This window comes from Actinomyces bowdenii, from assembly GCF_017592395.1.
Lineage (GTDB): Bacteria > Actinomycetota > Actinomycetes > Actinomycetales > Actinomycetaceae > Actinomyces > Actinomyces bowdenii.
This window is the reverse complement of record NZ_JAGFOU010000029.1, coordinates 1-25,873: the sequence shown is the minus strand read 5'-3', so window position 1 is coordinate 25,873 and position 25,873 is coordinate 1. Positions and strand designations below refer to the sequence as shown.

General features: G+C 70.5%; 26 protein-coding genes. 9 read left to right on the top strand and 17 right to left on the bottom strand.

From position 1 onward, the window contains the following. Positions 1 to 83 precede the first annotated feature (83 nt). The 6 genes from J5X07_RS11380 (at position 84) to J5X07_RS11355 (ending at position 4,921) form a co-directional block, all read left to right on the top strand. Positions 84 to 578, top strand: coding sequence for a DUF2505 domain-containing protein (locus J5X07_RS11380; RefSeq protein ID WP_208479876.1), 495 nt, complete (start codon positions 84 to 86; stop codon positions 576 to 578). A gap of 146 nt (positions 579 to 724) precedes the next feature. After that, positions 725 to 1,177, top strand: coding sequence for an OsmC family protein (locus J5X07_RS11375; RefSeq protein WP_124932484.1), 453 nt, complete (start codon positions 725 to 727; stop codon positions 1,175 to 1,177). Between the two features lie 84 nt (positions 1,178 to 1,261). Further along, on the top strand, positions 1,262 to 1,939 hold the full coding sequence (locus tag J5X07_RS11370; RefSeq protein ID WP_124932485.1) for a hypothetical protein: 678 nt from the start codon (positions 1,262 to 1,264) through the stop codon (positions 1,937 to 1,939). After that, on the top strand, positions 1,936 to 2,793 hold the full coding sequence (locus J5X07_RS11365) for a thymidylate synthase (RefSeq protein ID WP_243896783.1): 858 nt from the start codon (positions 1,936 to 1,938) through the stop codon (positions 2,791 to 2,793). Before J5X07_RS11370 ends, J5X07_RS11365 begins: the two co-directional genes overlap by 4 nt. 64 nt (positions 2,794 to 2,857) lie before the next feature. Further along, positions 2,858 to 3,475 carry a dihydrofolate reductase gene (locus J5X07_RS11360; protein WP_243896782.1) on the top strand — a complete coding sequence of 206 codons (618 nt, stop codon included), beginning with the start codon at positions 2,858 to 2,860 and terminating at the stop codon, positions 3,473 to 3,475. Between the two features lie 90 nt (positions 3,476 to 3,565). Then, complete coding sequence (locus J5X07_RS11355; RefSeq protein WP_341769463.1) at positions 3,566 to 4,921, top strand: MFS transporter; 1,356 nt, start codon at positions 3,566 to 3,568, stop codon at positions 4,919 to 4,921. Here the strand turns inward: J5X07_RS11355 and J5X07_RS11350 are convergent. The 9 genes from J5X07_RS11350 to fumC form a co-directional block, all read right to left on the bottom strand. Beyond that, complete coding sequence (locus J5X07_RS11350) at positions 4,918 to 5,871, bottom strand: ABC transporter substrate-binding protein (protein WP_208479875.1); 954 nt, start codon at positions 5,869 to 5,871, stop codon at positions 4,918 to 4,920. The two genes, J5X07_RS11355 and J5X07_RS11350, sit on opposite strands and share 4 nt — an antisense overlap. Continuing rightward, on the bottom strand, positions 5,868 to 6,548 hold the full coding sequence (locus tag J5X07_RS11345) for an ABC transporter permease (protein ID WP_124932488.1): 681 nt from the start codon (positions 6,546 to 6,548) through the stop codon (positions 5,868 to 5,870). The genes J5X07_RS11350 and J5X07_RS11345 overlap by 4 nt, the downstream gene beginning before the upstream one ends. Next, positions 6,545 to 7,255: an ABC transporter permease gene (locus J5X07_RS11340; RefSeq protein WP_208479874.1), complete on the bottom strand. Its 711-nt coding sequence runs from the start codon at positions 7,253 to 7,255 to the stop codon at positions 6,545 to 6,547. The genes J5X07_RS11345 and J5X07_RS11340 overlap by 4 nt, the downstream gene beginning before the upstream one ends. Continuing rightward, positions 7,252 to 8,178, bottom strand: a complete 927-nt coding sequence (locus tag J5X07_RS11335) for an ABC transporter ATP-binding protein (RefSeq protein WP_208479873.1) — start codon at positions 8,176 to 8,178, stop codon at positions 7,252 to 7,254. The genes J5X07_RS11340 and J5X07_RS11335 overlap by 4 nt, the downstream gene beginning before the upstream one ends. Before the next feature lie 297 nt (positions 8,179 to 8,475). Continuing rightward, on the bottom strand, positions 8,476 to 8,868 hold the full coding sequence (locus J5X07_RS11330) for a VOC family protein (protein ID WP_124932491.1): 393 nt from the start codon (positions 8,866 to 8,868) through the stop codon (positions 8,476 to 8,478). Positions 8,869 to 8,958: 90 nt separating this feature from the next. After that, a complete protein-coding gene (locus tag J5X07_RS11325; protein WP_208479872.1) occupies positions 8,959 to 9,756 on the bottom strand; it encodes a nitroreductase family protein in 798 nt (265 codons plus the stop codon). 103 nt (positions 9,757 to 9,859) lie between these two features. After that, a complete protein-coding gene (locus J5X07_RS11320) occupies positions 9,860 to 10,312 on the bottom strand; it encodes a winged helix-turn-helix transcriptional regulator (protein ID WP_124932493.1) in 453 nt (150 codons plus the stop codon). A gap of 55 nt (positions 10,313 to 10,367) precedes the next feature. Beyond that, complete coding sequence (locus tag J5X07_RS11315) at positions 10,368 to 10,769, bottom strand: nuclear transport factor 2 family protein (protein WP_208479871.1); 402 nt, start codon at positions 10,767 to 10,769, stop codon at positions 10,368 to 10,370. 202 nt (positions 10,770 to 10,971) lie between these two features. Then, entirely contained in the window at positions 10,972 to 12,411 is a 1,440-nt protein-coding gene (gene fumC, locus J5X07_RS11310; protein ID WP_124932495.1) for a class II fumarate hydratase, read from the bottom strand. Between the two features lie 119 nt (positions 12,412 to 12,530). On the opposite strand from fumC, the gene J5X07_RS11305 reads away from it, so the two are divergent. Continuing rightward, positions 12,531 to 12,722 carry a CsbD family protein gene (locus tag J5X07_RS11305; protein ID WP_124932496.1) on the top strand — a complete coding sequence of 64 codons (192 nt, stop codon included), beginning with the start codon at positions 12,531 to 12,533 and terminating at the stop codon, positions 12,720 to 12,722. 134 nt (positions 12,723 to 12,856) lie between these two features. Here the strand turns inward: J5X07_RS11305 and J5X07_RS11300 are convergent, their stop codons facing one another. The 5 genes from J5X07_RS11300 to J5X07_RS11280 all read right to left on the bottom strand — a co-directional run bounded on the left by J5X07_RS11300 (position 12,857) and on the right by J5X07_RS11280 (position 18,762). Beyond that, a complete protein-coding gene (locus tag J5X07_RS11300; protein ID WP_208479880.1) occupies positions 12,857 to 13,687 on the bottom strand; it encodes a purine-nucleoside phosphorylase in 831 nt (276 codons plus the stop codon). 71 nt (positions 13,688 to 13,758) lie between these two features. Then, positions 13,759 to 15,294 (bottom strand): purine-cytosine permease family protein, encoded by a 1,536-nt coding sequence (locus J5X07_RS11295; protein ID WP_208479870.1) that lies wholly within the window; start codon positions 15,292 to 15,294, stop codon positions 13,759 to 13,761. Between the two features lie 70 nt (positions 15,295 to 15,364). Beyond that, positions 15,365 to 16,015, bottom strand: coding sequence for a ferritin-like fold-containing protein (locus tag J5X07_RS11290; RefSeq protein WP_124932498.1), 651 nt, complete (start codon positions 16,013 to 16,015; stop codon positions 15,365 to 15,367). Positions 16,016 to 16,024: 9 nt separating this feature from the next. After that, the gene (locus tag J5X07_RS11285) at positions 16,025 to 16,627 is read right to left on the bottom strand and encodes a hypothetical protein (protein ID WP_124932499.1); all 603 of its coding nucleotides are present in this window, start codon (positions 16,625 to 16,627) and stop codon (positions 16,025 to 16,027) included. A gap of 1,343 nt (positions 16,628 to 17,970) precedes the next feature. Then, the gene (locus tag J5X07_RS11280) at positions 17,971 to 18,762 is read right to left on the bottom strand and encodes an ABC transporter ATP-binding protein (protein WP_208479869.1); all 792 of its coding nucleotides are present in this window, start codon (positions 18,760 to 18,762) and stop codon (positions 17,971 to 17,973) included. A gap of 1,179 nt (positions 18,763 to 19,941) precedes the next feature. On the opposite strand from J5X07_RS11280, the gene J5X07_RS11275 reads away from it, so the two are divergent. Continuing rightward, the gene (locus tag J5X07_RS11275) at positions 19,942 to 21,621 is read left to right on the top strand and encodes a DEAD/DEAH box helicase (RefSeq protein WP_208479868.1); all 1,680 of its coding nucleotides are present in this window, start codon (positions 19,942 to 19,944) and stop codon (positions 21,619 to 21,621) included. 62 nt (positions 21,622 to 21,683) lie between these two features. On the opposite strand, the gene J5X07_RS11270 is transcribed toward J5X07_RS11275, so the two are convergent. The 3 genes from J5X07_RS11270 to J5X07_RS11260 all read right to left on the bottom strand — a co-directional run bounded on the left by J5X07_RS11270 (position 21,684) and on the right by J5X07_RS11260 (position 24,770). Then, entirely contained in the window at positions 21,684 to 22,313 is a 630-nt protein-coding gene (locus tag J5X07_RS11270; RefSeq protein WP_124932503.1) for a MarC family protein, read from the bottom strand. A 156-nt stretch (positions 22,314 to 22,469) separates the two neighbouring features. Continuing rightward, positions 22,470 to 23,315, bottom strand: a complete 846-nt coding sequence (locus J5X07_RS11265) for a PHP domain-containing protein (RefSeq protein WP_208479867.1) — start codon at positions 23,313 to 23,315, stop codon at positions 22,470 to 22,472. A 27-nt stretch (positions 23,316 to 23,342) separates the two neighbouring features. Further along, positions 23,343 to 24,770, bottom strand: a complete 1,428-nt coding sequence (locus tag J5X07_RS11260; RefSeq protein ID WP_124932505.1) for a hypothetical protein — start codon at positions 24,768 to 24,770, stop codon at positions 23,343 to 23,345. A 267-nt stretch (positions 24,771 to 25,037) separates the two neighbouring features. Here J5X07_RS11260 and J5X07_RS11255 point away from each other — a divergent pair, with 267 nt between their 5' ends. Then, on the top strand, positions 25,038 to 25,796 hold the full coding sequence (locus tag J5X07_RS11255; RefSeq protein WP_208479866.1) for a Gfo/Idh/MocA family protein: 759 nt from the start codon (positions 25,038 to 25,040) through the stop codon (positions 25,794 to 25,796). Positions 25,797 to 25,873: the final 77 nt, after the last annotated feature.

Here is a 25,873-nt window from a genome sequence, read left to right as displayed (position 1 = left end):
CCGGCCCAGGTCCTGGCAATTGTCTGGATTTGCACCGCACGCTCCGGTTCGTGAGGGGGCGCGGCTCATGGCAGGATCGCGCCATGAGGAAGACCATCACCATCACCTACCCCGCCGATCCCGCCCGCACCAGCGCCATGCTGGCCGACCCCGAGTACCACAAGGAGCGCGCGGCCCGCGTGGGCCTGGAGGACGCCACGATCGACGTCGCCCAGCGCGGCCAGGGCTTCGCCGCCACCATCGCCGGCCATGTGGACGCCTCCCGCCTGCCGGCCGCCGCGGCCAAGCTGGTGCGCTCGGGGGTGTCCTTCTCCGTCGCCGAGTCCTGGGGCGAGGCCGCTGCGGACGGCTCGCGCACCGGCTCCTACGACATCGACGTCAAGGGCGCCCCGGTGCGCGCCAGCGCCACCGCCACCATGGCCCCCGCCCAGGAGACCACCGTCGTCACCGTGGACCTCGACCTCAGCGTCACCGTCCCCCTGGTGGGCAAGACCATCGAGGACAAGGCCATGAGCCGCGTGGACCGCGTGGTCGCCGATGAGGAGCAGCGCGCCGCCGCCTGGCTCGCCAGCCACTGAGGCCGACGGCCTGGCAGCGCCCGGGCCCCGCCCCGGGCGCTGCCCGAGGAGGCGGGGCCCACACCCGGCCGGTATTCCCAGTTCGCCTGGCGCGCAGAGGGGCGGCACCGGCCGGGGCGGGACCGGCCGTATGGCACGATCGAGGCATGACTGACACCGGAACCACCCCCAGCCCCCAGCCCTCGGCCCCCGGAGCCGTGTGGGCCGAGCGCGTGGGAACCCGCCAGTACATCGGCCACAACGCCAACGGCGCCCAGGTGCGCGTGGGCATGGGCCCCGGCGAGTTCTCCCCCGGCGAGCTGCTCAAGATCGCCCTGGCCACCTGCAACACCCTGTCGGCCGACCACCGGCTGGCCAAGGCCCTGGGTGAGGGATTCGCCGCGACCGTGGGCTGCTCCACGGTCAAGAACGAGGCGGAGGAGCGCTACGAGTCCTTCCAGGTCGAGATCGTCACCGACCTGTCAGGACTGGACGAGTCCAAGCGCTCAGTCCTGGCCGAGCGGGTCGAGGGCGCGATCGAGCGCTCCTGCACCGTGGGCCACACCCTGGAGAAGGGCGCGGCCATCACCATGGAGATCGTCGACCCCGACGAGGACTAGGCGCGCGCCGCCGCGCGGCCCCGCCCATCAGCCCCCGACCAGTCTCGGCCCCGCAGCCCCGACCGCCCGACCCCAGGAGAAGCCTTGTCCACCTCAACCGGTAGGCCCACAGCCCTGGAAAGGGCCATCAACCGGGCCATCGACATCCCCGCCGCCCGCATCACCGAGCGCGTGGCCCGCATGCGCCGCGACCGGCCGGGCGCCGACACCGCCGAGCTGGTGGAGCTGGCGGCCGCCCGCTTCCGGCGGGAGGCCGGGCTCTCCTCCGGCGCGGTGGGGGCCTCCGCGGCGCTGCCCGCCGTGGGCACGGGCACGGCCGCCGCCCTGACAGTGGGGCAGACGGCCGTCTTCGTGGCCTCGGCCGTGACCTATGTGCTCACCGTGGCCGAGCTCCACGGGCTGCGGGTGGTCGATGTCGAGCGCCGCCGCGCCCTGGTGCTCTCCGCCCTGCTGGGCCGCGAGGGGGCCGAGGCGGTCCAGGGCCAGCTGGGCCTGACCTCCCTGTTCTGGGCCGCCCAGATGCTCGCCCAGATGCCGCTGCCCACGGTGCGCTCGGTCAACTCCCAGCTGGCCAAGCGCATGGTCAAGAGGACGGCGGCCAAGGGCGGTGCCCTGGCCCTGGGGCGCCTGCTGCCCTTCGGCATCGGCGCCGCCATCGGCTGGACCGGCGGGCGCGCCCTGGCCAACCACGTCATCGAGGGCGCCCAGGCGGCGCTGGGGCCCGCGGCCCTCATCGACCCGGCTGAGGTCATCGAGGTATGAGCACCGCCTACCCGGCCCTGAAGGCGATGGGGCTGCACGCCCCCCAGGGGGCGGACGTCGCCTATGAGAACCTCCTGGCCGAGGTCCTGGCGCAGGGCGCGGCCAAGTCCGACCGCACGGGCACGGGGACCCGCTCCCTGTTCGCCCGCCAGCTGCGCTACGACCTGTCCGCGGGCTTCCCCCGGGTGACCACGAAGTTCGTGGCGATGAAGGCCGTCAAGGGCGAGCTGCTGTGGTTCCTCCAGGGGTCCACGAACGTGCGCTGGCTCCAGGAGCGGGGCATCACCATCTGGGACGAGTGGGCCGACGAATCCGGCGAGCTGGGCCCCGTCTACGGCTCCCAGTGGCGCTCTTGGCCCACCCGGGAGGGCGGCGCCGTGGACCAGATCGCGTCCCTGGTGACCACCCTGCGCACCGACCCCGACTCGCGACGGATGCTGGTCTCGGCCTGGAACGTCTCCGACCTCGACCGGATGGCCCTGGCCCCCTGCCACGCCTTCTTCCAGTGCCATGTGGCCCAGGGGCGCCTGAGCCTGCAGGTCTACCAGCGCAGCGCGGACCTCTTCCTGGGGGTGCCCTTCAACATCGCCTCCTACGCCCTGCTCACCCACATGCTCGCCCAGCAGGCGGACCTGGAGGCGGGCGAGCTCATCTGGACCGGCGGGGACTGCCACATCTACGACAATCACGTCGACCAGGTCCGCACCCAGCTCTCCCGCGTGCCCCGGGCCCACCCCTTCCCCACGCTGCGCCTGGAGCGCGCCGCCTCCATCGGCGAGTACACCATGGAGGGCATCGACGCCTCCCAGGGCTACGAGCACCATCCGGCGATCAAGGCCCCGGTGGCCGTCTAGACCCCTCGCCGGCGCGCCCGGCCCCAGCCACCGTGCAGCCCTGAAGCAGAGAGGCGCCAGACCCATGACAGTGAGCACGCGCAGGAGCCCCGTCGGGGGCCTGGGCATGATCTGGGCCCAGGACATCACCGGCGTCCTGGGGGCCGACGGCGGCATGCTGTGGCGCGTGCCCGCGGACTTCCAGCACTTCAAGGCCACGACGATGGGCTGCGGCCTGGTCATGGGCCGCACCACCTGGGAATCCCTGGGCGGGGCCCTGCCCGGCAGGCGCAATGTGGTCCTCACCCGCAACCCCCGGTGGCAGGCCCCCGGGGCGCTGCGCGCCTCCAGCCTGCGCGAGGCACTGGCCACCGCCGCCCGTGGACTGGCCCTGGATCTGGGCGATGATCCCCGCACGGGCCGGGCCGCAGGGCTCCCGCGGCTGTGGGTGATCGGCGGCGCGCAGGTCTACGACCAGGCGCTGGCCGCGGGCCTGCCCGATGTGCTGGTGGTCAGCATCCTGGACCTGGACGCCTCCCAGCGCGCCCGGGAGCGCGGGCTGGCGGACTCCGCCCTGGTGCGGGCACCGGCGATCCCCACCCGGGAGTGGGTCATCGACCCCGCCCGCTCCGATGCCCCGGGAGCCTGGCGCCCCGTCTCGGGGGACGCCCGCTGGCGCCTGGAGACCTGGGTGCACCTCTGATCCCACCGGCCCCGCGTCAGCGCCGGCCACGCGGCGCCACAGCGGGCAGGCCGTCCGGGAGGCGCGGGGAGGACGCACTAGAGTGCTGCGGTGCCTGATCCCTCCCGCCCCGCCCCTGGCGCGCCCCCGCGCCCGGTCCTGGCCGATCCGCGCCTGCGCGCGCTGCTGGTCATCTGCCTGTTCACCTATGCGGCGCAGAACATGCTCAACGTGTCGATCGCCCCGCTGGCGCGCGCCCTGGCGCTGCCCGAGTGGGTGGTGGGCCTGGCGGTGTCCATCGCCGCGCTGACCGTCACCGTGCTCAGCCAGTTCTGGGGCCGGCGCTCCGTGGCCTGGGGCCTGCGCCGGGTCCTGCTCATCGCCCTGGTCCTGGCGGCGGTCTCGGGGTGCCTGTTCGCCTCCGCGGTGGCTCTGCGCTCCCGCGGCCTACTGGGAGCGGCGGCGACCGCGGCCATCATCGTCGTGGCGCGCGGCCCGTTCTTCGGCGGGGCCGTGGCGGCCATCCCGCCCACCGGCCAGGCGCTCATCGCCCGGATCACCCCCGATGAGCCCTCCCGGGTGCGCGGGATGTCGGCCTTCGCCGGCGCGGTCCAGTTGAGCATCGTTGTTGGATCGGTGCTCTCCAGCGCCCTGGGGGCCTGGTCGATCCACGCCCCGGTGCATGCCACACCGCTGCTCATCCTCGTGGCGCTGGTCATCGCCGCCGTGGCCGTGCCGGGCGCGCCCGGCACGCCCCGCGCGCCCTGGCGCACCGCCGGCGCCGCCCCGCCGGGCCCTCCCCGGGGCGGCCTCGGCGCCGGTGGTGGCCCCCGCCACTGCGATGGCGGAGCGCTGCCGCCGCGCGTGCCATGGTCGGACCCCCGCCTCCTGCCATGGATCGGCTCCTCCTTCGGCATGTTCTTCGCCTCGGGCGTGGTGCAGATCATCGCCGGGTTCATCATCCAGGACCGCCTGCACCTGCCCGCGGAGCGGGCGGTGAGCCTGACCGCCGTCATGCTGCTGGCCAATGCCGCCGGCGCGATGCTCACCCAGCTCCTCATTGTGCCGCGCCTGGGGTGGGGGCCGGCCCGACTGGTGCGCATGGGAGTCAGCGCCGCAGCCGTGGCGCTGGCCGTCCTGGCTGCGGCGCCGTGGCTGTGGCTCATGGCCGGTGCGACCTTCGCCGTGGGGCTGTGCGCCGGCCTCGTGGGCCCCGGCTTCACCGCGGGCGGCTCCCTGGCGGTCGGGCCGGCTGAGCAGGGGGGCGTGGCCGGAGTCCTCCAGGCCACGGGCGCCCTGACCTGGGTCTTCGCCCCGGTGACCGCCACCGCCCTGTACGGCTGGCACCCGCTGGCGCCCTTCGCGCTCGCGCTCGGCGTGCTCGGTGCGAGCGTCCTGGTGGCCTGGGCGCACCCGGCTCTGCGGCCGCGCGGGCGGGACGGGGCAGGGACCGCCCCGCCGTCCTAGCCGTCCAGGCCCTGGGAGGCCAGCCAGTCGGCCGCGATGGTGGCCGGGTCGAGCTGCTCCCGGGTGGAGCGGGCGTTGAGGGACCTGAGCTCCTCGGTGGTCAGGCGCTCCGAGACCCGGTTGATGGCGGTGGCCGCGGCAGCGGGCAGGGTGGCCGCCACCACCGGCGTGACGTTCTGGGGCAGGATGAGCCCCTCGGGGTCCTCCAGGATCACCAGGTCGTTGGCGGCGATGGAGGGGTCGGAGGAGTAGATGTCGGCGACGTCGACCGTGCCGTCGGTGACGGCCTTGACCGTCAGCGGCCCTCCCGAGTCCTCCACGGGGGTGACCGCGGCCTCGACGCCGTAGACCCGCCTGAGGCCCTGCGGGCCATAGGGCCGGGTGTTGAACTCGGAGTTGGCCGCGATGCTGATGGGGCGCCCCAGGGAGGCCAGGTCCCCGATGGTGGTCAGGGAGTGCTCCTGGGCGGTGGCGCGGGTGACGACCAGGGAGTCCTGGTCGGTGGCCGGCGCCGGGGTCAGGGCGGTCAGCGCGGCGGGCAGGGCCGTGAGGAGTGCGTCGTAGACGCCGCTCGAGCCGGAGGCGGTGGTCCGGGGGTCATAGTACTGCAGCAGGTTGCCGCCGTACTCGGGAAGGACCTGGATGGTGCCGGACTCCAGCTCGGGCAGGTAGACCTCGCGCTGTCCGATCTGGAACTGGCGCTGGACCTCCATCCCGGCGTGCTCCAGGGCCTGGGCGTAGAGCTCGGCGATGATCTCGTTGGAGTAGTACTGCTGGCTGCCCACCACGATGGTCCGCCCCTCCATGACGGCGCCGCCCTCCTGGGCGAAGGGGTCGCGGTTGGAGCAGGCGGCCGCGGCCCCCAGGGCCAGGGCACCTCCCAGGGCCAGCAGGCTGCGGCGTCCCGGGGCCGGGGCGCCCGGTACGGGTGCGGGGTGGGGCGAGCTCATGCGGGGTCCTTCCGGTAGTGGCGCGATCCTGCGGGGGCCCAGACCCGCTGCGCCAGGGCGAAGATGCACTCCGAGGCCAGGGCCAGGGCGATGACCATGAGCGCCGCGGCCAGCATCATCGTGTAGTTCTGGGTCTTCAGGCCGAGGAACATCAGGCGCCCCAGTCCCCCGGCCCCGGTGTAGGCGGCCAGTGTGGCGGTGGAGATGACCTGGAGGCTGGCAGAGCGCAGGCCTCCCAGGAGCAGGGGCGCGCCCAGGGGGATCTCCACGCGCCAGAGGATCTGGGCCTCGCTCATCCCCGAGCCCCTGGCCCCGTCGACGGCGCTGGCCGAGGCCGCCCGGATGCCGTTGGTGGCGCCGGCCAGCACGCTGGGCAGGGCCAGGATGGCGAAGGCCAGCAGGGGCGCGGCCAGTCCGATCCCCAGGGCCAGGGCGAACAGGGTGATCAGGCCCAGGGTCGGCAGGGCGCGCACCGAGCCCGACAGGGCCTGGACCCAGCCGCGGCCCATGCCGCGGTGGCCCACCCACCAGCCCGCGGGCACGCCGATGAGGGCGGCGGCGCCCACGCCCAGCAGGGAGTACAGCACGTGCTGGAGGGTCAGTGTCCCGATCCCCATGGGGCCGCCCCAGTGGGCGGAATCCAGGATGTAGGCCAGCGCCCCCAGGAAGAACCTCATGCCGCGCCGCTCCCTGCCTGCGCTGGGATCTTGGGCTCGCGCTCGGGCCCATCGCCCAGGGGCTCCGGGGTGCCGGGGCGCCGGGTCCAGGGCAGTGCGAGGCGGCCCCCCAGGATGATGAGGCCGTCAAGCACCAGGGCCAGGGCCAGGGTCATCACCAGCCCGGTGAGGATCTCGGCGGTCAGCCCCCGCTGGAAGCCGTCGGTGAACAGGCGGCCCAGGCTGCGCACTCCCAGGACGGCGCCCACCGTCGTCAGGGAGACGGTGGAGACGGCCACGACCCTCAGCCCGTTGAGGATCGTGGGGCCGGCCAGGGGCAGCTCGACAGTCAGGAAGCGGCGCATGCGCCCCATGCCCATGGCGGTGGCCGCATCCAGGGCGCGCGGCTCGACGGCGTCCAGCGCGTCAGAGGTTGCCGGCACCAGCAGCGCCAGGCCGTAGAGGGTCAGGGCGACCACGACGTTGAGGACATCGCGGATTCCGGTGCCCAGGATGATGGGCAGGATGACGAAGAGCGCCAGGGAGGGCACGGCGTACAGCAGGGAGGACCCCGAGACCAGCAGGGCGCGCAGCGCCCGGGAGCCCTGGGCCAGTCGGGCGATGGGGATCGAGAGCACCAGGGCTGCGGCGATCGCCGGCAGGCACTGGGCCAGGTGCGCACCGAGATACTCGGCGATGAGGGGGAGGTTGGCCGCCACCCAGCTCATGACCGCTCCCCCGCAGCGCCCCGGGCGCCGTCGGCGCCCGGCTGAGTCCCGGCAGCCCCGGGCCCGCCGCCCGCCGGCGCAACGGCGCCGTCCTGAGCGAGCAGGCCAACGGCGCGGCCCGAGGCGTCCACGACGACGCTGCGCTCACCGCAGATCTCCAGGCGCAGGCGCCGCTGGGCGTCGTCGAGTCCCAGGAAGCGCACGACGAAGTCGTCGGCGGGGTCGGCCAGCAGCTGGGCGCCGGTGCCGCGCTGGGCGATCTGGGCGCCCTCGCGCAGCAGGATGATCTCATCGCCCAGGGTCAGGGCCTCCTCGACGTCATGGGTGACGAACAGGATGGTCTTGCCCAGCTCGGCCTGGATGCGCACCATCTCGCGCTGCAGCTCGCGGCGCACAAGGGGGTCGACGGCCCCGAAGGGCTCATCCATGAGCAGCACGCCGGGGTCGGCGGCCAGTGCGCGGGCCACCCCGACGCGCTGGGCCTGCCCGCCGGAGAGCTGGTGGGGGTAGCGCGCGGCGAGCTGGGGATCCAGGCCCAGCAGGTCCATGAGCTCCTCGGCGCGCTGCCGGGCCGCGCCGCGGTCCTGGCGCAGCAGGCGCGGCACGAGGGTGATGTTGTCGATGACCCGATGGTGCGGGAGCAGGCCCGCGTTCTGCATGACGTACCCGATGGAGCGGCGCAGGGACACGGCGTCGCGCGCCGAGACGTCCTGCCTGTCCAGGAGGATGCGGCCACTGGTGGGCTCCACCATCCGATTGACCATGCGCATGAGCGTGGTCTTCCCGCACCCGGAGGATCCCAGGAGGACAGTGGTGGTGCCCGCCGCGATGCTGGCGCTGAAGGACTCAACGGCCGCAGGCCCACGGGCCCTGGTGTCACGGTAGTGCTTGGTGACGGACTCGAACTCAATCGTGCTGCTCATCGTGCAGCGCAACTCCTCTCGCAGCGGCGCCGGCATGTGCTGCGGCGACTGCGCAGGCATGACCATAGCAAGACTGACAGGGACCACCGGCCCACAGACCTGTGGAAACCCGCAGAAAACACCGAATGGTGGCCGACATGCCATGCCCATCGCACAGCGCGGCGAGCCCGTGGCCATGGGGCGGCGGCTGAAGTGCGGGGCGGCCGGCCCGGCTGACCCCTCCACCGGCCTGGCCGCCCCGCCCCATTCGGACAGGCCGGTGGGGCGGGACGGGGCGGGCCCGCGATGGGGTGCGGCTCAGGTCCAGTCGGCGACGACCTCGACGCGGTTGCCCTCGGGGTCCAGCAGGACCAGCTCGTAGTAGCCGTCGCCGGTGCGCCGCGGCCCGTCGACCACTGCGACTCCGCGCTCCCCCAGGCACGCGGCGAGCGCATCCACCGCCGCCTCATCGGGGAGGCGGAAGGACAGGTGCGCCCAACCCGGCCGGTCCCCTCCACCGGGGCCCACGACATCGGGCCGATGCATGAGCTCCAGGCGGGCGCCGCCCTCGAAGGCCAGGAAGTAGGTGCTCAGGCCGGTACGGGGGTTGTGGTAGCGCTCGCCGGCAGCGCCTTGGAACCACTCGGAGTAGAAGTCGCGAGCGGCCTCCAGGTCCTGGACCCAGAGCGCGGCATGGTCGATGCGGGTCATGATCGCTCCTCACACTGCTTGTTCGGCCCTGCGTGGCGCATGGTTGTGTCAGGTGCATCACGGCGAGATGCCGCGGCGCCCTGCGAGCCCTCAGGCGCCGGCCTGGGGCCCGTCCAGGAAGCGGAACCCCTGGGCCTCCATGGTGGCCGCCACCGTGGGGAAGTAGTAGGTGGCATAGGTCGCGGAGGTGTCCTGGGACCAGGTGCCCATCTCCTCCATGCCCTGCTCGTCCCACCAGGCCCGCAGCGCCTCGTCGTAGGCCCGGGCGCCCCGGGCCACGGCCTCCTCGTCGTAGCGCTCCTCCATGGCGTAGGACTCCAGCGGCAGGCGGGGCTTGACCCGGGGCAGCTTCTCGGGGTCGGGAGCGCCCAGGGTGGAGGCGACCACCGGGAAGGTGTGCTCGGGCAGGCCCAGCAGCTCGATGAGGCCGGCCGGATCGTTGCGGATGCCGCCGATCGCGGTGGTGGCATAGCCCAGGGAGTGCGCGGCGGTCTGGAAGGTGGCCAGGGCGATGCCGGCGTCGACGGCGCCCACGAGCACCCCCTCGGCGCTGCGCTGGACGACCTGCTGGCGCCCGTGCTGATCGGCGGCCAGGCCCGTGCGGTGGTAGTCGATGACGAAGACCACGACGACGTCGGCCCCGGCGACCTGGGGCTGACCGCCGGCGATCTCGGCCACGGCGCGGATCCGCTCCGGGTCGCGCACGACCACCAGGCTCAGGCCCTGGGCGTTGATGGAGCTGGGGGCCTGGCGGGTGGCCAGGAGGATCTGGCGCAGGTCCTCCTGGTCGACGTGCTCCCCGGTGAAGGCCCGCACTGAGCGGCGCTCCCGCAGCAGCGACAGGACGGGGTTGGCGGGGCCCGGCTCGGCAGCGGCGTCACTGGTCATCGTGGTCTCCTCTACATAGGCGTCAGAACGCGAGGGCCGCTCCGGCTCAACCGCCCGGCATCGGGGCGATGCGGGTTCCGTCGATGGGGACGGCGCCTCCCTCTCAATTCTGCTCGCTGGAGGCACGGCCGCGTGCGGTTTCCGGGGATCCTGCTGAGACCGGCGGTCCAGCCGCGTCGTAGCGCTCCCGGGCCCTGATGACCTCCTGCGCATGGGCCTGGGCCCAGGCCTGCAGGGCCGCCAATGGCTCTCCCAGGGATCGGCCCAGTGGGGACAGGCCGTACTCGACGCGGGCCGGCACCCCGGGGTAGGCCCGCCGCCACACCACCCCGTCGCGCTCGAGCGCGCGCAGGGTGGCGGTGAGGACCTTGGCGCTGATGCCCTCGACCGCGGCCAGGAGCTCCCCGAAACGCAGGGGGCCGTCCTCCAGGGCCACGACGACCAGCACCGTCCACTTGCCGACCACGCGGGCCAGGACGGAGCGGGATGGGCAGGTCCGGCGCAGCACGTCGAGCCCGGCCCCACGGGACCGGCCACCGTCGTGACCGCCTGCCATCACTGCGCCCTCACCGCCTCATCACCGCCCAGCACGGCACCTGGACGGCGCACCCTCAGTCCCTGCCCCAGAAGAGGTCCTCGGCGGGGCCGTCCTGGGAGAACAGGTGCACCTCGACGATCCGGCCCTCCCGGATGGTCAGCAGGTCGATGCCGCCCTGGTCGAGGGTGCTCCCGGGGCGGGTGGCGGTGAAGCGGACGGGGACCGCGACCAGATCCCCGTTGGCCATGGCCGGGCCGGTCGCAGCCACTCGCAGGGTGCCGCCGCTGGCCCCGGCCATGGCGCCGATGAGCTCGCCGACGCCCCGGCGGCCCTCGTGGCGGCCGGAGTAGCGGCTGCCGCCCGGCTGATGCCACACGATGTCCTCGGCCAGGAGCGCGAGGGCATCCTCCACGCGCCCCTGGCCGAGGGCGGAGAAGTACTCCTCGGCGACAGCGATGGGGTGGGACTCGTTCATGGGGGCTCCTTCCAGGATCACGGGCGAGCGCCTCCGGCTCGCTCCCGGATGCTCGCACGCCTGATCCGGGTTACCAGAAGGTCACTACGTCCGTGATATGCGGCACATCAGCCGTGGACAGCGGCGACGGCGCCCTCACGGAGCCCTGGGCGCTGTCGCCGCTGTCCACGGCCGCCGGCCAAGAGGATCGGCCGGGAGGATCTCAGTCCTGGGCGGCCGAGGGGCGGGTCATATCCGCCGGCACGACCCAGGCGTCGAACTCCTCGGCGGTGACGAAGCCCAGCTCCAGGGCGGAGTCCCGCAGGGACAGGCCCTTGTGGTGGGCGTTCTTGGCGATCTTGGAGGCCTTGTCATAGCCGATGTGGCGGTTGAGGGCGGTGACCTGCATGAGGTTGGTCTCCAGGTTGGCCTCGATGCGCTCGGTGTTGGGCTCGATGCCGTAGGCGCAGTTGGTGTCGAAGGACACGCAGGCGTCGCCCAGCAGCTGGATGGACTCCAGGACGCACCAGGCCATCACCGGCTTGAAGACATTGAGCTGGAAGTTGCCCTGGGATCCGGCGAATCCGACGGTGGCGTCGTTGCCGAAGACCTTGGTGGCCACCATCGTCATGGCCTCGCACTGGGTGGGGTTGACCTTGCCGGGCATGATCGAGGAGCCGGGCTCGTTCTCGGGGATGATGAGCTCGCCGATGCCGTTGCGCGGCCCCGAGGCGTACCAGCGCACATCGTTGGCGATCTTCATCAGCGCATCGGCCAGGACCCGCAGGGCGCCGGAGACCAGGACCAGGGCGTCATGGGCGCCCAGGGCGGCGAAGAGGTTGTCGGCCTGGGTGAAGTCGATGCCCGTCTCCTGGCTGATCCTGGCGGCGCACAACTGCCCGAAGCGGGGGTGGGCGTTGAGGCCGGTGCCCACGGCGGTCCCGCCGATGGCCAGCTCGCGGGCGCGGGAGTCGGCGTAGCGGATGCCGTCCAGGGCGAAATCGATCTGGGCGACCCATCCGGAGAAGACCTGGCCCAGGGTGATGGGGGTGGCGTCCTGGAGGTGGGTGCGCCCCACCATGACGACATCGCTGTAGGCCTTGGCCTTGGCGTCCAGGGTCTCGCGCAGCTGGGCGATGCGCGGGTACATGGCCTCCAGCTCGCTGACCACGGCGATGTGCATGGCGGTGGGGAAGGTGTCATTGGAGGACTGGCCGCGGTTGACATGGTCGTTGGGGTGGACCGGGGCCTTGGTGCCCATCTCGCCCCCGGCCATCTCGATGGCGCGGTTGGAGATGACCTCGTTGGCGTTCATGTTGGACTGGGTGCCCGAGCCGGTCTGGAAGACCACGAGGGGGAACTCCTCGTCGAGCGCCCCGGAGATGACCTCGTCGCCGGCCGCGGCGATGAGGTCGGCGATGTCCTGGGGCAGCTCGCCGAGCTCGGCATTGGCCAGGGCGGCGGACTTCTTGAGCACGCCCAGGGCCCTGATCATGGGCCTGCCCCACACGAAGGTCTCGCGCCCGATGTCGAAATTGCCCAGGGAGCGCTGGGTCTGGGCGCCCCAGTAGCGGTCGGAGGCGACCTCGACGGCGCCCATGGAGTCGGTCTCGGTTCGGGTGGGGACGGCCTGGTCCGGCGTCTTCGCATCATCAGTAGCCATGGCGCCAGGCTACCGCGCTGCACGGTCGGCGCAGGTCTTGGACGAGAGCAGGCCCGCATTCAGGAGCCTCTCAGATAGGCTTGTCATGGTGGTGGAGATCCCAACGGAAAGGAATGCTCATGGGTGACAACGGAGCCTTCGACAGGCTGGCGGGCAAGGCCAAGGAGACCGCGGGCAAGGTCACCGGCGACTCCGGGACCGAGGCCGAGGGCAAGCTCCAGCAGGCCGAGGGCAAGGTCAAGGAGGTCGTCGAGGACGCCAAGGGCGTCGTCGAGGGAGCGGTCAACCGCTTCAAGCGCGACGAGAAGTAGTCCTCCCGCTCTCGCGGCCCCAAGGCCCCGCCTCAGGCGGCCCTGCGCGGATCACCCGTGCAGGGCCGCTGCGCATGCTCAGTGCGGGCGGCCCTGCCTGGAGCGGGAGCCGGGCGCGCCCGACGGCGGGGCCTCTACAGGGCGGCCAGGACCGCCTCGATACCGCGGGCGACGACGGGGCGGGCGGCCCCAGCCAGGCGCACCACCTCCTGGGGATCGGTGGGCTGCTGCGCGGCGCTGAGGTCGGAGACCACGCTCAGGCCCGCCACCCGCACCCCCAGCCGGTGCAGGGCGATGGCCTCCAGCACCGTGGACATGCCCACGCAGTCGGCCCCCAGCCCCGCCAGCATGCGGGTCTCGGCCATGGTCTGGTACTCCGGCCCGCGCAGGGCCGCGTAGACCCCGGCCCTGCCGGTGACCCCCTCCAGCACTGCGGCCAGCCCCGCATCCCACGTGGCGCGCACATCGGTGAAGACCGCGCCGTCGAAGGGTGAGGCGCCGGTGAGGTTGAGGTGGTCGGTGATGACCATGACCTCCCCCAGGCGCCAGTCGCGCAGGCAGCCGCTCGCGTTGACCAGGACGGCGGGGCGCACCCCGCTGGCCGCGGCGGCCGGGGCCCGGGCCACGACCGGGCCCGGGCCGCCGCCCTCGTAGAGGTGGGTGCGGCCCAGGGCCACCAGCACATGCCGCCCGCCGCGCTCATAGGAGGCCAGGAGGTCGCGGTGGCCCGGGGCGACCGGGGCCCTGACCCCCGGCAGGTCCGACAGGGGCAGGCCGGCCCGGGGAGCACCCCATTGCCGCAGGGCCTCGCCGCTGCCCGAGCCCAGGACGACGAGCAGATCGTGGCGCGGCACGCGGGTGCGCCGCGCGATCTGGTGGGCGCCCTCCAGCGCCGGGCCCGCGCCAGCAGGACCGCCGGACTCGATGAGCGCCTGGAGTGCCTGGGCGCCGGGGCCCGAGGCCATGCGCCCGCTCAGGACCTCCGGCCCGCCCGGTGCGCCCAGCCCGTCCACGGGCTCCTCGCCGTGGCCGGTGCTCATGCCCCGCCCCCGATCCGGGCGCCGTCGGGCTGCGTGCCAGGGGGCTGCCCAGTGGCCTCCTGAGGGTCCTCGCCCGGTACGCGGGCGGCCTCCTGGGCCCGCACCCTCCCGCGCCCCAGCGCCAGGTGGCCGACCAGCCCGATGAGCAGGGCGGCCAGCACTCCGAGGTTGGCGTGGGCCCAGGGCCCCTCGCGCCCGCCCAGGGGGCCCAGGAGGTAGCCCTGCCAGGCCAGCCAGGGGGCGGAGGAGTTGGTCACCAGGCCCCAGCCGAGGCCCGCGCCGGCCGCCATGAGGCCGATGGCTTCCCAGTTGATCGAGCCGTAGACGCCCTGGGAGGTGAGCAGCGCGGCCTCGTCGTAGTCGCGGCGCCGCAACACGACCTCGGCGATCATGATGCCGGCCCAGGCGGCGATGAGGACCCCCAGGGTGGTGAGGAAGCCCTGGAAGGGCACGAGGAAGCCCGAGGAGCCGAAGATGACCGCGATCGTGCCCAGGGCCATGATGGTGGCGTCGATGGCGGTGGCCGTGTGGCGCCGCACGGGCAGACCGGTGGCCAGGAGGGACAGGCCCGAGGAGTACAGGTCCATGATGATGCCCCCGGCCAGCCCCAGGATGGCCACCAGGGCGAAGGGGATGAGGAACCAGGTGGGCAGGATGGTGGTCAGCGCCCCGATCGGGTCGGCGTCGATGGCCCGTCCCAGCTCGGCGTCGGAGCCCACCAGGAGGATGCCGCAGATGACCAGGACGACGACGGGCAGGGCCGAGCCGAGCGTCGTCCATCCCACCACCCCCGGGGTCGAGGCGCTGCGCGGCAGGTAGCGCGAGTAGTCGGCGGCGGCATTGACCCAGCCCAGTCCGAAGCCGGTGGCCACCATGACCAGCGCGCCGATGAAGGCGGCCCAGGAGCCGGCGGGCAGCGCCGCCAGGGCCGCCGGGTCGATGTGGTCGGCCACGAGGAGAAGGTAGAGGGCCGTGAGGATGCCGGTGGCCCAGGTGATCCAGGTCTGCACCCGCATGATGGCCTCGAAGCCGAGGATGCCGGCGCTGGCGGCCAGGCCCGCGGTCACCAGGAAGCCGATGATCTGGGCGCTGGCCTGCCCCTGCCAGCCCATGGCGCGCAGGACGGTGGCCGAGGCCAGGGTGGCCAGGACGCACAGGACGGTCTCCCACCCCACGGTCAGCATCCAGGAGATGGCGGCCGACAGGCGGTTGCCGTTGTAGCCGAAGGCGGCGCGCGAGAGGGCCAGGGTGGGCGCGCTGCCGCGCTTGCCCAGGATGGCGATGACGCCGCACAGGCCGAAGGAGGCCACCACGCCCACGGCGGCGGCGGTCACCGCCTGGGCGAGGGACAGCCCGAAGCCCAGGACCCAGGCGCCCCAGGACAGGCCCAGCACGGAGATGTTGGCGGCGAACCAGGGCATGAACAGGTCGCGCGGCCTGCCCTTGCGCTCGGACTCGGCGATGACGTCCAGGCCGGCGCTCTCCATCAGGGGCGCGCTCGGCTCCCGGGACTCGGGGGCTTCAGGGCTCATGGGGCGGGCACCTCCGGCGAGAGGGTGGGCGGTATCCGAGCGCCATCACCCTACCGCCGCCCGAGCGCCGTCAGACCCGCAGGCCCAGGCCCTTCATGCGGGAGGTGGCGCCCTGGGACAGGACCTCGTGCAACTGCTCGGCGGAGGCCCCCACCAGGAGCTCGGGGAACTGGACCAGGAGCCGCTGGAAGGTGCCGATCTCCTCGCCGACCACGCGCCGCGCCCACAGCCCCAGGCGGGCGGCGAGCTGGGGGTCGGCGCTGATGGCGGAGTCGAGCTCCATGGCGGCGCAGCTGCCGATCGGGTCCTGGGCCAGCTCATCGATGAGACCCGTGCGCAGCGGCTCGGGCAGGAAGTCGGACAGCGCCATGCCCAGGTCGATGAGCAGCCCGAAGATGAGGTAGGTCTTGACCAGGCGCTCGGCCCAGTCCAGCGGCCGCAGGCGCTCGTCGAGGTCGCCCAGGAGGGAGGCGAAGCGCTCCGCCTCGGTGTAGGCCTCGATGCCCTCCGCGCCGGCGCGCTCCACGACGCGCTCGAAGGAGCCCACCTCCCAGGCGCTCATGTGCAGCAGCGCCACCCGCGAGTCCATGGTGGGGGCCTTGTCGGCGTCCTTGGCGTAGCGGACGCAGGCGGCCGTGCGCGAGTAGGCCACGATGCCGACGACGGTGAGCGCGTAAGGACTGGCCTGCGCGGCGGCGCTGGAGGTGGGCGTGCGGGTCATGGGGCCAGCCTAGCCAGAGGCGGCGCGGCGCGGTGGGCCTTGGGCGAGTGAGGCAGCGGCGATGATGAGGACGAGCAGGGCGCCCGCCCAGGCCGAGGCGCGCTGCGGGGGCGCCATGATCCAGGCCCACCACCTGGCCTGGTTGAGCATGTCCACGCCCAGGAGCCAGTTGGCGCACACGTACAGGACGACCAGCACACCGCCGGCCCGGGCGCCGCACCAGGTCGATGCCGCGACGGATAGGCCGGTGAGGGTGACGGCGTTGCGGGCGAAGGTGGGCACGCCCAGGGGCAGGGCCAGCAGGCTGGTGACGGCGAGCAGGGCGGCGTTGATGGGCAGGGCCAGGGCCAGCACCCCTCCCCGGCCGCGGGCCGAGACGGCCTCCCGCGCTCCTATGGCGGCGATGGAGGCCATGACGGCCAGTGCCGGGAGGATGGGCAGAACGCTGGTGACGGCGGCGCGGACGTTGATCCTGCCGGGGATGGGGACGGGCTCGTGCGGCACGAGGGCGCACAGCAGGAGGGTCAGGGCGCAGACCCCCGCGGCCTCGGGAATGCCCAGGTGCCTCAGCGCCGCCAGAGAGCCTCGGCTGCATGCGGACAGGACAGGCACTCCATACTCCTGGCGATGCTTGGCGCAGTACCGCCTGCGCTGAGGGCTCACGCGACGCCGCAGTGCTCGATGAGCTGTCACGGCGAGGATCCATGCCCGCAACGATCACCAATCGCAGTGGGCAAGTTCATCAACTGCCCCTCGCAGGGCCGAATCCTGCTGCTCAGCGCTCATCTTGGTGAACTCAGGGCTAATAGCTCCTGGTCCCGAGCGGCCTTGAACTCGCACACTCATCCAGTCTCGGATGATCAGCCGAGGAGCCGATTCCATCGCACCTCCCCAAGCGGGACAACGCCCGCTGTCGAACCAGCGGAGCATGACACTCCTGGCCCTCTCATCGCTAGCATCCAGGATATCAAGGGAGTCGACCTTCAAAACAGGCCCCTCGCTGGCCTCGCTTATTCCCTGCTCCACCCTATCGGGTACATGGACTCCAACCTTATTGAAAGCAGTGATATAGGGATGGAGGCTTGCCTCCACCTGTCCCGCACGGCTGGCGTAACCTGGAACCAAGCATACTTGCGGGGCACTTCCTTCGCAGACGAGATTACTGACTGGAGCCTCGACCAGTCGCTCACCCGAGCTCAGCACACCGATTCCTGCCCCGAGGACAGATAGGGCGCATATCATCGCAACCCCGCCCTGCCACCGGCCAGTAGAACTGGTGGACAGCCTGATAAACCAGATGAAGCACACCGTGATAATAATATAGAAGATATATTGCCAGAACATCAGATTAGGGGCCAGAGTGAGCCCGACAAGACTCCCTGTCGCCCCTCCTACCGACACCAGCCCAGAGGAGCCCCCTCCTCCAATAATATACCCGCACATCATGAGAGCGAATACGCTCAGAACCGTCAAACCGGGCGTGATCCGTGAGGGCAGTACCCACCCTACCAACCCTCCTGCTGCGCACCCGGAGGCGACAATAACCAGAAGCAGGGGAACAGGAAGGAGATCTCCCATGCGTGGCAGCAGGCCGGAGGTGGTATGAAGCACATAGCCGCCAACCACAGCGAACGAGATGAGGACCGCAGTCGCAGCGACCGCCCACACTCCTGCAACTGTTCTGACGACCGCCCAGGTGGCCCTGGGTGAGACCAGGTGCAGATCACGCGCCATCGCCAATCCACCTGTCTCAAAAGCAGCGACTCCTGCACACAGGGGCACAAGGAAGATGGAGGAGAAGGACAGGGTATCCATGGCCCACAGCCACTCGTAGTTCCAGGCCCACGACCGCGCGAACGAGTTTACGAGCACCACCAGGAGCACTGCAGGCGCCCAAATGCGTGTAGACATTCCGTTGATAAGGTGATGGACGAACCTATGACGGACCGCCACAGTCATGAGGACACCTCCTGTGGCTGGCGGCCTTCTCGGACGGAGCCTCCATCACCACCATCGTCGGACTCGACGAGCTCGGCGATCGACGCCTCGATCCGGGAGCCACGATCAGCCCCATAGCACGAACCTGCGGACAGGGCCTCAAGATCGCCCACGCTTCCATCCCAGATTAACCTGCCCCCAGAGAGCAGCACCGCACGGTCCGCCAAACGCTCGACATCCTCGCTGTGGTGGGTGGCGAGAACGACGGTGGACTCACGGGCAAGTTCAGCAATAATCGAGCGGAATGCTGCCTGCTGAGTCAGATCCAGGCCGACCGTCGGCTCATCAAGGAGCAGCAACGAGGGTTCATGGATAATAGCCTGGGCGAGCAGGAGGCGTTGAAGCGTGCCACCGAAGAGCGCTCCTACACGCTGATGGCGCAACTCCCCCAGGCTGAAGCCCTCCAAGAGTTCCTCAATTCTCTTCCATGATCTTCTCGGCTCCATCTTCTGAAGCCAGGCAGCATAATCAAGGGCCTCAAGAGTGGTCATTCTTCCCGGAAAAGAGGAGCGTTGCGCCAGGTAGCCCATCTGCCGCCTCGCCAGCTTCACCTGACGAGGAACCTCGTAACCCACCACTCTCACTGTCCCGGAGGCAATCGGAACCAGTCCCATGACAGCCCTCAAGAGCGTCGACTTCCCACTTCCATTGACCCCCAGTAGAGCGGTGATACCACCCGAGCAGCTCAGAGTCACCCCTTTCAGAATCGCATCACCCTTGATGTTCACGAACAACTCTTCAACAGTCATCCCAGATGAAGTCACGACCAGGCCCCACAAGCACGCCGACTCAGTAATCAAAGGTGGGGAACGCATACTCCGAGCAGGAATCTGGGACCGGGAACCCCATTTGAGCGCACACGTCAACCACCCCTCGCGCCCTCGATCCCGCACCGGTCAGGCTGAAAGACGTCTGAAGGGGCTCCATGTGGATATTATAGTACTCGGCCGTGGATTGTGACCCCGCTGGCTGCCATCCAGCCTCCCCATCCACACCCTCCTGATAGACCTTCCCATGAGTGCGACCATAGACAGGATTCCCATCCGCCCGCGAGTCCGTGAGGTAATACACGGTCCTGGCATTCACGTTTCCGTCATTAACAAAACTGCCATACCCACTCACTCTCTCAATACCATTGTAGTAGGAATTCAAGGGCCCCCAGTCGGAGGCGACAGCCTCACCAGCCGGAATAATCACCCCCCGCTACACCAAGCGCCAGCACAGCGCTGGCCACGACCTGACGGACGCCTGAACGCAACATCATATCCTCCTAGCAGCATGCGTTGATGCTCGCGCATTCCCATCATTACAACCAGCAAGCCCCCGATCAAGGAGATCGAGGATATTCCTGGTGTTCCGCCAGTTATGCAATCTTCACATACCCTCCTCCCTCTTAGATATCGCCGCGGGATCACGGCGCCCCCGCCGGCATCCGGGAGCGCAAAGCACGGGCCCGGCAGGACCGCGCCCCGCTCCGGCCCCGATTCATCCCTTCTGGACCCCGGCCGCCCCTTCACCCCCTCACGGTCCGGCACGCCTCGTCGGCGGCGCGGGCCGTGAACCACCGAGCCCGTGGCGGCACGGTGCGTGACAATCCGTCATCTCGGCGGTGATATCGCCCACGCCCCGAGCCGCTCATGCCCCTCAGACGGGACCGCAGCGCCCCAGTGCCGCTAGTGTGTGCCTCGTCCACGGTTGCCCGGTCGTCTCGCAGCCAGGCCCCGCACGCCGCCCACGCGGCCCCGAGCGGGGCACGATCCACGATCGGCTGCCTTCCCCGATCCGCGCCGCGCCGCCGCGCCCGAGAGTCTCAGGCGCCCCACCGGCTCAGGGTCGCGCACCGGCACACCCGCCGTGCGCCGCCCGCCGGGACATGCGGCGCGATCACCACCTCAGACGCACCAGTCAGACAAGGAACAACAGACCTCGTGACCGACGAGAACCAGAGCACCGACACCGTCGTGCCCGCGCACGGGAGCACGTCCACTGAACCCAGCCGTCCGGCCTCCGGCATCATCGAGACCGCCGGGGCCCACGCCCCGGTCCTGGACGAGGCCACGCCCGACATCACCGATGAGGGCGAGACCCAGGACCTCACGGCCCGGACCTTCGCCGACTTCGGCGTCGAGCCGGAGATCTGCGAGGCGCTGGCGGCCAAGGGGATCACCCACCCCTTCCCCATCCAGGCCCTCACCCTGCCAGTGGCCCTGGGGGGCCAGGACATCATCGGCCAGGCCAAGACCGGCACCGGCAAGACCCTGGGCTTCGGCATCCCCCTGCTCATGGACACCCTGGGCCCCGGGGAGGAGGGCTGGGATGAGGACCCCGCCTCCGGCTCGCCCCAGGCCCTCATCGTCCTGCCCACCCGCGAGCTGGCCAAGCAGGTCGCCGATGAGCTGTCCACCGCCGCCGCCAGGCGCACGGTGCGCATCACCCAGGTCTACGGCGGGCGCGCCTACGAGCCCCAGATCGAGGCCCTGGAGAGGGGCGCCGAGGTCGTCGTGGGCACGCCGGGCCGGCTCATCGATCTCATGGACCGGGGCGTGCTGGACCTGACCCATGTGACCACCGTCGTGCTCGACGAGGCCGATGAGATGCTGGACCTGGGCTTTCTGCCCGATGTGGAGAAGATCCTGTCCCGCACCCGCCCCGACCGCCACACCATGCTCTTCAGCGCCACGATGCCCGGCGCGGTCGTCGCCCTGGCCCGGCGCTACATGACCAAGCCCACGCATATCCGCGCCCAGGACCCCGGGGACGAGGGCATGACGGTCAAGGCCGTCCAGCAGGTCGTCTACCGCACCCATGCGCTGAACAAGGTCGAGGTCGTCTCCCGCATCCTCCAGGCCGAGGGCCGCGGGCGCACGATCATCTTCGCGCGCACCAAGCGCACGGCGGCCCGCGTGGCCGAGGACCTGTCCTCCCGGGGGTTCGCCACCGCCGCCCTGCACGGGGACCTGGGGCAGGGGGCCCGCGAGCAGGCGCTGCGGGCCTTCCGCAAGGGCAAGGTCGATGTGCTGGTGGCCACCGACGTCGCCGCCCGGGGCATCGACGTCGACGACGTCACCCACGTCATCAACTACCAGTGCCCCGAGGACGAGAAGATCTACGTCCACCGCATCGGGCGCACCGGGCGGGCCGGGAACTCCGGGACCGCGGTGACCTTCGTGGACTGGGATGACGTGCCGCGCTGGCGGATCATCGCCAAGGCCCTGGGCCTGCCGATCGATGAGCCGGTGGAGACCTACCACACCTCCGATCACCTGCGCTCCGACCTGGGCATCCCCGAGGGCGTCACCGGCAGGCTCCCGCGGCACAAGCGGGTCCTGGCCGGCCTGGACGCCGAGGAGATCGAGGACCTGGGCGAGACCGGCCGTCGGGGCGCCGGCTCCCGGGGCGGGCGGGGCGCGGGGCGCAGCGGTGGGCGCCGGGACGGCCGCGGCGCCGAGGGCGCCTCCGGATCCGGGCGCTCGCGCACCGGCCGGGGCTCGCGCTCGGGCCAGGAGTCCGGCTCCTCACGGCGGGCCGACGGCGAGGCCCCCCGGCGCAAGCGCACCCGCAAGCGCACACGGGGCGGGCGGCCCACCGAGCCCACCAGCGAGGCCTGAGTCGGGGCCTGAGGCTCTGACCGCCCGGCGGACGCCCGGCAGGGCACCGCCGGGCGGGCCTCTCAGAGGTTGTCCCGGAGGAAGGCGAAGACGCCGTCGGCCGTGATCTGCACGGCGATGGCGGCCAGGAGCAGGCCGAAGACGCGGGTGAGGATGCGGATGCCGGTCTCGCCCAGGAGCCGGTTGAGGGTCAGGGAGAAGCGCAGGCACAGCCAGATGATGATGTGGGTGCCGATGATGGCCGCGGTCACCGAGACCCATCCGGCCACGGCGTCCCCGGCGGTCTCCACGGCCACCATGGCGGCCACGATGGCCCCAGGGCCCGCCAGCAGCGGTGTGCCCAGGGGCACCAGGGCGGAGTTCGAGGCCACCGAGTCGGGGTCGGGCGAGTCATCGACCTTGCCGGTGAGCAGCTCCAGGGCCACCAGGAGCAGCAGCAGTCCCCCGGCCACCTGGAGGGAGGGCACGGAGATGCCCAGGAACTTCAGGATGTAGCGCCCGAAGACGGCGAAGACCAGGATGACGCTGAAGGAGACCAGCGTGGCCTGGCGCGCCGAGACCCGGCGCTCCTGAGGGCTCTGGCGCCCAGTGAGGGACAGGAAGATGGGGATGGCGCCCAGCGGGTCCTGGATGACCAGCAGGGTGGTGAAGCTGGTGGCGAAGAGCGCCACATCGAACACTGAGTCGAGCATGGAGGATGACGGCGGCTTTCTGCGGCTGTGCACTCGGGCGCTCAGCGCCCCGGAGGCCGCGGGTCGACTGGTGGGTTGACCAGCGCAGGGTACGCCACCGCGGTAGGGCTCCGCCCGACCGGCCGCCGGGCCCCGCACCTGGGCCGGCGGCCCGGGTCAGGGTGTCAGGAGCGGCAGGGCCCCCTCATCGACGATCCGCTCCAGCAGGGCCGGGGGCATGAGGTTCTCACCCAGGGCGTTGGGCTTGCCGCTGCCGTGGTAGTCCGAGGATCCCGAGCGGGCCAGGCCCAGCCTGTCGGCCAGGGCCCGGGCCTGCTCGCGCTGGTGCGGGCCGTGGTCGCGGTGGTCGACCTCCAGCGCCGCCAGGCCCTCCTGGGCCATCGCCTCGAAGACCTCATCGGGCACGAGCCTGCGCTGGCGGGAGGCGGCGCGCGGGTGGGCGGCCACGGGCACTCCCCCGGCGGCCCGCACGAGCCGGCAGGCCTCCACGGGGTCCAGCGCCCAGTGGCGCACGTAGTAGGGGGACCTGGGGGCCAGGGGCCCGGCGAAGGCGGCGGCGCGGTCCTCGAAGCAGCCGGTCGCCACGAGCGCATCGGCCAGGTGAGGCCTGCCGATGGTGGCCCCCGGGCCGGCCTGGGCCTCGACATCCTCCCAGGTGATGGGGTAGTCGGCGGACAGCCGCTCGACCATGCGCCGGGCGCGGGTGGCCCGCGAGCCGCGGGCCCGCTCCAAGGCGGCGCTCAGGGCGGGGTCCTCGGGCCGGAGGAGGTAGGCCAGCAGGTGGAGGGAGACGCCGTCGGCGGCGCAGGAGATCTCGATGCCGCGCAGGAGGGACACGCCGGTGCGCGCCACGGCCTCGCCCGCCTCGGCCCACCCCCGGGTGGTGTCATGGTCGGTCAGCCCGACGACGTCGAGGCCCGCCCGGGCGGCGGCCTCCATGAGCTGGGCGGGGGTGTCGGTGCCATCGGAGTGGACCGAGTGGGTGTGGGGGTCGATGCGCACCGGGCCAGTATAGCGGACAAATTAAAACTATGATGTCTTAGTGTTCGGCATATACCTGTGAGGTCCCACAAAACCTACATGCACCTTCTTCGTCCTCCCTTGAGTATCGTCATAAAAGTAAACTCGGGGCGCAAGATCGCCTCCCCCTTCTTGGATCTTGAGGTGTGCGACCATGTAGATCCTACCCGACGGATCAACTCCCGAATCAACAGGAAGGAGACGGTGCTCCCATAACTTGGGGTTATTTCTCACCGCCTCACTCTCATTCATCGACAACTTCTTATCCGTAGCCGGCCACCCCTGAGCAGGACCGGACTGACACCACTCCCAAAAGCCTCCCTCACAACCTCGAGATTTCGCTCTTGCATACGAAGCGAGCGCCCTGAATCCCCGCCAGCAAGTATTCCCCCAAACCTCAGATTGGGGTTGATTTGAAAGAAGTTCCACATCCCTCAAGGCTCCACCTGGAAGAGCAACCCAATCACTCAAATAGACCTGGGCATTAAGGACAGCGTCCTCAATATCATCAACATTGTCGGGAGGACCGTCGGCAACCTCATCTTTGGCCCCCCAGAAAATGTCAGACATCCCGGACCTATCGCACGCCTCTCTTAACCGATCGAGATGCCCATTAGCCCGATTCAGCTCAGACTCAATTTCCTCTAAAGCAATCTGGAGCTCAAGTTTTTCCTCTTCAAGAGACTCAATGCGCACTAAATCCGTTCGAGCAGCGACCGGCGCGGCGAAGATCGAGAACTCGCGAGGCAAACGCTGCTTCGAGGACATTCGTGCGGCGGTACTAACAACGCGATCGACCCCATGCTCCCAGGAGCGTTCGATCTGCTCCTCGCGAAAGTACCGGTGACGAAAACTATCCGCACACCCAGCAAGCGACGAAGGGGCGTACACCCTCACAGCCCCATCCCACACCGCCAGACACTCTCCGAGATAGCGTTTCAGCCCCTCCCACGCCTCCACTTCCATCGTGAAAACATTTGCGAACCCCTCCACCCTTCGGTGAATTTTTTCCGCCCGCTTACGCCAGTTTCCATGATCGTCTCGCCTGGGCTCAGTGCATACAATCGCAGGCAACCGCCTGCCGCTCGACCTAAGAAGACTCTCCACAAACCATTTGATCTGATCCTCACTAATCTCTTGAGCACCCCTAAGTGGAGTGGAAGATCCCAAAGCCCGCTGACTAGGCAGCCCCAAGAGTTCCGCCACTACCCGCGGGCGCCCAATGCGCACAGGAGCCGTAGGATCATCCGCCTCCACCCGGTTCTCTACGCACACATACACCCCACCCTCAACCACAACCGCACGAACAACCACAATCCATCTCTGTGTCGACTCCGGCTTTTCTTTATATTCGTCATAGGTTATCGCCTCAAATCCCGTTGTCTCAACACCCGACTTCACAACCCTGACTTCGATACGCCTAAGACGGTCCTTCATTTCAATCTTATGGACACCATCATCTAGAGGAGTGGCATCGTTGTTATCTAATGCCCAACGAGACACACATAGGCGCACATCACCCATATACACCCTGGAGTCATATGATACTTCCTCAAGCCACTGAGCGCGCGAAACTGTAGCCACAATAGTCTCCTTTGACGACCGTTCATCTACAAACGACCACAAGCATATCCCCGATCAGCAGTCAACAACTCAAGAGAATCACGTCTTGTGCATCACGATTTGGGCACATAACCTCGCCTCATGAGCACTTCTGCGGCCATGACTACGTCGACCTCCCCTCGCCCGGTGCGCTTCGGCGTCGTCGGCGCCGGCTTCATCGCCCAGTGGTTCGCCGAGGCAGTGGCCCAGGAGCCGGCCGCCCGGATCGTGGCCGTGGCCTCGGCCCGCCCCGAGCGGGCCCGCGACTTCGCGCAGCGCCACGGCGTGCCCCACGCCCATGCCGGCTTCGACGAGATGCTGCACGCCCATGGCCCCTCCAGCGCCGATCCGATCGACGTGGTCTACATCGCCTCCCCCAACACCCTGCACGCCGCGCAGACCATCGCCTCCCTGGAGGCGGGCCTCCACGTGCTGGTGGAGAAGCCCTTCGCCCTGAGCCCCATCGAGGCCAAGGCGATGGTGGAGAGCGCCCGCGTGGCGGGGCGATTCCTCATGGAGGCCTGGCTGCCCGCCTTCGAGCCGGGGGTGGCGCGGCTGCGGGAGGTGCTGCCCCGCCTGGGCCGGGTGCACCGGGCGGTGCTGGTCAAGGAGCAGTTCTCCTCGCGCATGGGGGCCTACCGGGCCGGGGAGCTCCCCGCCGCCTTCGATCCGGCCCGGGGCGGCGGCTCCCTCATGGACCTGGGCGTCTACCCGGTGAGCCTGGCCATCCACCTGTTCGGCACACCGGACCGGGTCACCGCCACCGGGCAGCTGCTGGACTCCGGGGCGGACTCCCACGGCACGGTAGTGCGGCTCTTCGTGTTTGAGGGTGTGGTAGGTGGGGCTTATCGGCGCTTTTAGGTGGTTGCGAGGTGGTCCTTGAGTCGTCCGGCGTGGATGAGGCTGCGGGTGGTGTAGTTGGTGAGGTTGCGGAATCC

Coding starts and splice junctions, on each gene's coding strand:
- J5X07_RS11360 (WP_243896782.1), top strand. CDS start 2,858: ATGACAGTGAGCACGCGCAGGAGCCCCGTCGGGGGCCTGGGCATGATC.
- J5X07_RS11320 (WP_124932493.1), bottom strand. CDS start 10,312: ATGGCAGGCGGTCACGACGGTGGCCGGTCCCGTGGGGCCGGGCTCGAC.
- J5X07_RS11340 (WP_208479874.1), bottom strand. CDS start 7,255: ATGAGCTGGGTGGCGGCCAACCTCCCCCTCATCGCCGAGTATCTCGGT.
- fumC (WP_124932495.1), bottom strand. CDS start 12,411: ATGGCTACTGATGATGCGAAGACGCCGGACCAGGCCGTCCCCACCCGA.
- J5X07_RS11270 (WP_124932503.1), bottom strand. CDS start 22,313: ATGCTCGACTCAGTGTTCGATGTGGCGCTCTTCGCCACCAGCTTCACC.
- J5X07_RS11300 (WP_208479880.1), bottom strand. CDS start 13,687: ATGGCCTCGGGCCCCGGCGCCCAGGCACTCCAGGCGCTCATCGAGTCC.
- J5X07_RS11295 (WP_208479870.1), bottom strand. CDS start 15,294: ATGAGCCCTGAAGCCCCCGAGTCCCGGGAGCCGAGCGCGCCCCTGATG.
- J5X07_RS11255 (WP_208479866.1), top strand. CDS start 25,038: ATGAGCACTTCTGCGGCCATGACTACGTCGACCTCCCCTCGCCCGGTG.
- J5X07_RS11315 (WP_208479871.1), bottom strand. CDS start 10,769: ATGAACGAGTCCCACCCCATCGCTGTCGCCGAGGAGTACTTCTCCGCC.
- J5X07_RS11345 (WP_124932488.1), bottom strand. CDS start 6,548: ATGAGGTTCTTCCTGGGGGCGCTGGCCTACATCCTGGATTCCGCCCAC.
- J5X07_RS11305 (WP_124932496.1), top strand. CDS start 12,531: ATGGGTGACAACGGAGCCTTCGACAGGCTGGCGGGCAAGGCCAAGGAG.
- J5X07_RS11325 (WP_208479872.1), bottom strand. CDS start 9,756: ATGACCAGTGACGCCGCTGCCGAGCCGGGCCCCGCCAACCCCGTCCTG.
- J5X07_RS11290 (WP_124932498.1), bottom strand. CDS start 16,015: ATGACCCGCACGCCCACCTCCAGCGCCGCCGCGCAGGCCAGTCCTTAC.
- J5X07_RS11280 (WP_208479869.1), bottom strand. CDS start 18,762: ATGACTGTTGAAGAGTTGTTCGTGAACATCAAGGGTGATGCGATTCTG.
- J5X07_RS11260 (WP_124932505.1), bottom strand. CDS start 24,770: ATGAAGGACCGTCTTAGGCGTATCGAAGTCAGGGTTGTGAAGTCGGGT.
- J5X07_RS11335 (WP_208479873.1), bottom strand. CDS start 8,178: ATGAGCAGCACGATTGAGTTCGAGTCCGTCACCAAGCACTACCGTGAC.
- J5X07_RS11350 (WP_208479875.1), bottom strand. CDS start 5,871: ATGAGCTCGCCCCACCCCGCACCCGTACCGGGCGCCCCGGCCCCGGGA.
- J5X07_RS11330 (WP_124932491.1), bottom strand. CDS start 8,868: ATGACCCGCATCGACCATGCCGCGCTCTGGGTCCAGGACCTGGAGGCC.
- J5X07_RS11365 (WP_243896783.1), top strand. CDS start 1,936: ATGAGCACCGCCTACCCGGCCCTGAAGGCGATGGGGCTGCACGCCCCC.
- J5X07_RS11375 (WP_124932484.1), top strand. CDS start 725: ATGACTGACACCGGAACCACCCCCAGCCCCCAGCCCTCGGCCCCCGGA.
- J5X07_RS11380 (WP_208479876.1), top strand. CDS start 84: ATGAGGAAGACCATCACCATCACCTACCCCGCCGATCCCGCCCGCACC.